This window comes from Ochrobactrum sp. SFR4, assembly GCF_019730395.1.
Lineage (GTDB): Bacteria > Pseudomonadota > Alphaproteobacteria > Rhizobiales > Rhizobiaceae > Pseudochrobactrum.
The window spans coordinates 1-232 of the sequence record NZ_JAAPBB010001453.1 but is presented as its reverse complement, the minus strand read 5'-3'; the positions used below and the strand labels follow the sequence as shown (position 1 = coordinate 232).

The following is a 232-nucleotide window of genomic DNA, read 5'->3' as shown; positions in this document are numbered from 1 at the left end:
AATTGCCGATGACCCTCTGGCGCGCGAAGCGGAAATGTCGCTTGAACGGCCATCACGTGGTGGTGGCAGAACCTCGCCTTCACCATCGCTGTTCAAAAAACCATCGCTCGACAATATGGGACCCGGTACGGATATGGCAAAACCGCTCGGGCCTCAGAGTGAAGATGACCCTGCCCCGATCCGCCGACACCGTGCCGGCGCAGGTTCCTATGAAGATCCGGTGGATGTAAAA

General features: G+C 57.8%; 1 protein-coding gene. It reads left to right on the top strand.

All coding sequences use genetic code 11. From position 1 onward, the window contains the following. Positions 1 to 232 (top strand): hypothetical protein (locus HBA93_RS23840; RefSeq protein WP_221724857.1); only part of this gene is annotated, 232 nt, incomplete at both ends.